Below are 3,417 nucleotides of genomic sequence, written 5' to 3'. Positions count from 1 at the left end.
TTTCTTGCGATAGGCGTCCACGAACTTCTTGTGTTCGGGGGTGTTGATGGCGTACCAGGGGTAGCCGGTGACGATCCAGTTCTGCGGGGCTTCGTTCTTCAGCGGATCGAGGTATTCCGGTTCACCGGTCAGCAGCGACACCACCTCCACCTGATCGAACAGGCCGCGCGTATTGCCTTCACGCACGAACTTGCCCAGGTCGGCGGCGAAGAGTGCATTGAAGATGGCATCCGGCTTGGCATCGGCCAGCGCCTGCGTGACCGCGCCCGCATCGATCTTGCCCAGCGGCGGCGCTTGTTCGGCGACGAATTCCACATCAGGTTGGGCTTGCTTGAGCAGGGTCTTGAAGCTGGCGACGGCGGACTGGCCGTATTCATAGTTGGGATAGACGATGGCCCAGCGCTTTTTCTTCAGCTTGGCTGCTTCCTTCACCACGGACGCCACCAGCATGTAGGTGGACGGACGCAGGCGGTAGGTGTACTTGTTGCCGTTCTGCCAGACGATCTTGTCGGTCAGCGGCTCGCCAGCCAGGTAGAAGAACTTCTTCTGCTTGGCGAAGTCGGTCAGCGCCAGCCCGGTGTTCGAGAGGAAGGAGCCTGCCAGCACGTCCACCTTCTCGCGCGAGATCAGCTCTTCGGCCGCGCGCACCGCATCGCCGGGGCTGGCGTTGTCGTCGCGGGTGATCAGCTCCACCTTCTTGCCCAGCAGGCCGCCGCTGGCGTTGATCTCCTCGACCGCCAGCTCCATGCCCTTCTTGTAGGGCTCCAGGAAGGCCGGCTGCGCCTTGTAGCTGTTGATCTCACCGATCTTGATCACGCCCTGCGCATGGGCCGCACCGGCCCAGGCCAGGGTACTGAGGGCCAGGCCGGCCAGCGTGAAGCCGCGGCGGGTGGTCGAAGGTTGTGCCATCGGGGTTGCTCCTTGGAATCGTGCGGATCTGGGATGCGGAAGGATGGGGTGAGGTTCGCTGCTTCAGCGCAGGCCGTCGGTGCCTTGCACTTCATGGTGCTGCAGGCCGCCGATGCGCGGCAGCGGCCGGCCGCTGTCGGTGACCACCACGCACACCACGATCTCGTTGGCGCGCGGCGCGTCGCCGATGCGGGCTTCCATCGCGTCGAAGTGGCTGCGCACGTAGGCGGCGTCTTTATGGCCCAGCGGCACGTCGATGGCCGTGCCCAGGCCGCCGCGCTTCTTGCTGGAAGGCACCAGCGCCGCTCCCTTTTCCACCGCGGCGCGCAGCGGCGCGCCCAGCTTGGGGTGCAGGATGGCGGCGGCATGTTCCAGCTCGCCGCCTTCGCCCACGATGGCGGCCTTGCCGTAGCTTTGCGCCTGGCCGGGTTCAATGCCCAGCGCCTGCACGCATTTGGCGCCCAGCAGGCCGCCCAGCTCTTCGCCGATGGCGACCAGCTCGTCCAGCTGCTCGGCATAGCGGCCGGCGTACGGGTTCTCGATCACGGCCATGGCCAGGGCCTTGCGCACCGGCGGCTGCACCGGGCGGCCCATCTCGATGCGGGTCTCGTCCACCTGGACGACGATCTTGCGGATCTTGGCGGTCATGTGTCGGGGTCCTTCTTCAGGCAGGGCTGCGCTCAACGCAGGCCGTTCCATTGGGCGATGTCGGCGGCCTTGAGCCCGGCCACGCGGGCATGCACGCGCGGGCCGGTGCTCATCACCAGAATGAGCACCAGCTCGTCGGGCAGCGGCGCGCCGGGCACGCGCACTTCCATCGCGTCGAAGTGGCTGCGCACGTAGCTGGCGTTGATGTGGGTCAGCGGCACGTCCAGCGTGGCGCCGGGCGGGCCCACCTTCTTGGTGGAAGGCACGATGGCCAGCGCATTGCCCGGCTGGCCGCTCTTGTCTTCGGCCTTGCCCGCCGCATAGGCGGCGCGGTCGCCCTTCCAGCCCAGCAGCTCGCGCATCGCATAGCCGCCCGGCACATGCCACAGCGCGCCATGCTCCAGCTCGCCGGCGGCGCCGACGATGGCGCCCTTGCCATAGCCTTCGATGCGCTCGGCGGGCACGTCCATCGCGGCGCGCAGCTGCTCGGCCATGTCGATGCCCAGCGGCTGCAGTGCATCCATCATCGGCAGGATGTCGGCCACGTAGCGGCCGGCAAAGGGGTTGGTGAGCACGGCGGCGATGGCGCCGCGCCGCAGGGGCTGCGCGGCCACCGGCCCGAACTCGTGGTGGATGTCTTCCACCTGGGTGAACACGCGTCGGATCTCGATCATCGGTACTTCCATCGCCGTTTCATTAAGCAAGTACTGAACCACTGGCAGGTGCGTCCAGCCACCGGCCTGCGCGGGCATTGTCCACGCTGGCAAAACGGCCCTGGCAGGCCAGCACCGCGGCCCAGATCAGGCCGGCGGACTGCAGCCGCCGCGCCTCGTTCACGCCGCGCTGCAGCGCCTGTTGCACCAGGGCCGCGGGCAACGGCGGCACCGCCACCGTCACCGGGATCGCGCCCAGGTCGCTGTCGTCCTTCAGCTCGCACGCGGGCCGCCGCTCGATGCCGGCATGCGGCGCGTCCACCGCATTGGCGATCACGGTGGCCGCTGCATCGGCCTGCGCCGCGGTGCGGGCCAGCACCGTCACGCTGTCGGCAATGCCCAACGAGAAGCTGCGGCCGCGCCAGCCGCTGGTGGCCACGCCGCGCACCGGCAAGTGGGCCTGCACGGTGAACTGCGCATCGGTGGCCAGCAGGCCCTGCGCCTGCGCCGGCTGGAAGGTGGCGATGTCGGCCAGCAGGCCCACGCGCACGCTGTGGCCCGGCGCCAGGTGCAACGCAATGTCGCCGCCGTTGTTGATCCACGCGCGGCTGATGCCGGGCCGCTGGTAGCAAGCCATCAGCTCCTGCGCCACGGCGCCGGCCACCGCCGCCATCGGCGTGATGAAGCCGGCCTGCAGCGGCGCGCAGGCGCGCCACATGCGCTGCGCGATGGGCCCGTCGAGCGGGCAGGGCATGGCGGCCACGGGCCGGCGCAGCAGCGGCAGCTCGGCCACCAGTTCGGCCAGCACGCTGCCAAAGCGGCGCCAGGCCGCGGCATGGGCGGCGGCCACGGCGGCCGACTCACCTTCGGCCTGGATCACCAGGTCGATGGGGCCGTGCTGCCAGTGCCAGCGGCCGTCGCCCAGGGGCTGTCGTTGTGGTTCCATCGTGGCGAGGCTCAACCCAGCAGCGGGGGCGTGCCGAGCGGCCAGCCGTTGGCCGGCAGTGCCGGCACCTCGCGCCGCTGCGTGGGCGCGCCGTCGTGGTGCCAGGCGCCTTGCTGCAGCGCATGGGCGATGCTGCGCACATGCTCGGCATGGCCGCCCAGCGCCTGGTAGTCGGCCATGCTCATGCTGAATTCGATGGGCGCCACGATGGCCGGCGTGGGCACGGTGCCAAAGCTGTTGTCGGGCATGCGCATCACGTCC

The 3,417-nt window shown here is 69.4% G+C and carries 4 protein-coding genes and 1 pseudogene; all 5 read right to left on the bottom strand.

Annotated features, from left to right (window positions below):
* On the bottom strand, positions 1–909 hold a 909-nt coding region (locus tag ABNT58_RS28210), incomplete at its 3' end, for an ABC transporter substrate-binding protein (RefSeq protein ID WP_348756691.1).
* Positions 910–972: 63 nt separating this feature from the next.
* On the bottom strand, positions 973–1,557 hold the full coding sequence (locus tag ABNT58_RS28205) for an amino acid synthesis family protein (protein ID WP_348756690.1): 585 nt from the start codon (positions 1,555–1,557) through the stop codon (positions 973–975).
* A 32-nt stretch (positions 1,558–1,589) separates the two neighbouring features.
* Complete coding sequence (locus ABNT58_RS28200) at positions 1,590–2,231, bottom strand: amino acid synthesis family protein (protein WP_348756689.1); 642 nt, start codon at positions 2,229–2,231, stop codon at positions 1,590–1,592.
* 22 nt (positions 2,232–2,253) lie between these two features.
* On the bottom strand, positions 2,254–3,156 hold the full coding sequence (locus ABNT58_RS28195) for a UPF0280 family protein (protein WP_348756688.1): 903 nt from the start codon (positions 3,154–3,156) through the stop codon (positions 2,254–2,256).
* Between the two features lie 11 nt (positions 3,157–3,167).
* Positions 3,168–3,417: pseudogene (locus ABNT58_RS28190) on the bottom strand (6-hydroxynicotinate reductase); the annotation flags it as partial.

The sequence above is a fragment of the uncultured Aquincola sp. genome (assembly GCF_964001545.1).
In the GTDB taxonomy this organism is placed as follows: domain Bacteria; phylum Pseudomonadota; class Gammaproteobacteria; order Burkholderiales; family Burkholderiaceae_C; genus Aquincola.
This window is presented reverse-complemented; position numbering and strand designations above follow the sequence as displayed.

Coding starts and splice junctions, on each gene's coding strand:
- ABNT58_RS28205 (WP_348756690.1), bottom strand. CDS start 1,557: ATGACCGCCAAGATCCGCAAGATCGTCGTCCAGGTGGACGAGACCCGC.
- ABNT58_RS28200 (WP_348756689.1), bottom strand. CDS start 2,231: ATGATCGAGATCCGACGCGTGTTCACCCAGGTGGAAGACATCCACCAC.
- ABNT58_RS28195 (WP_348756688.1), bottom strand. CDS start 3,156: ATGGAACCACAACGACAGCCCCTGGGCGACGGCCGCTGGCACTGGCAG.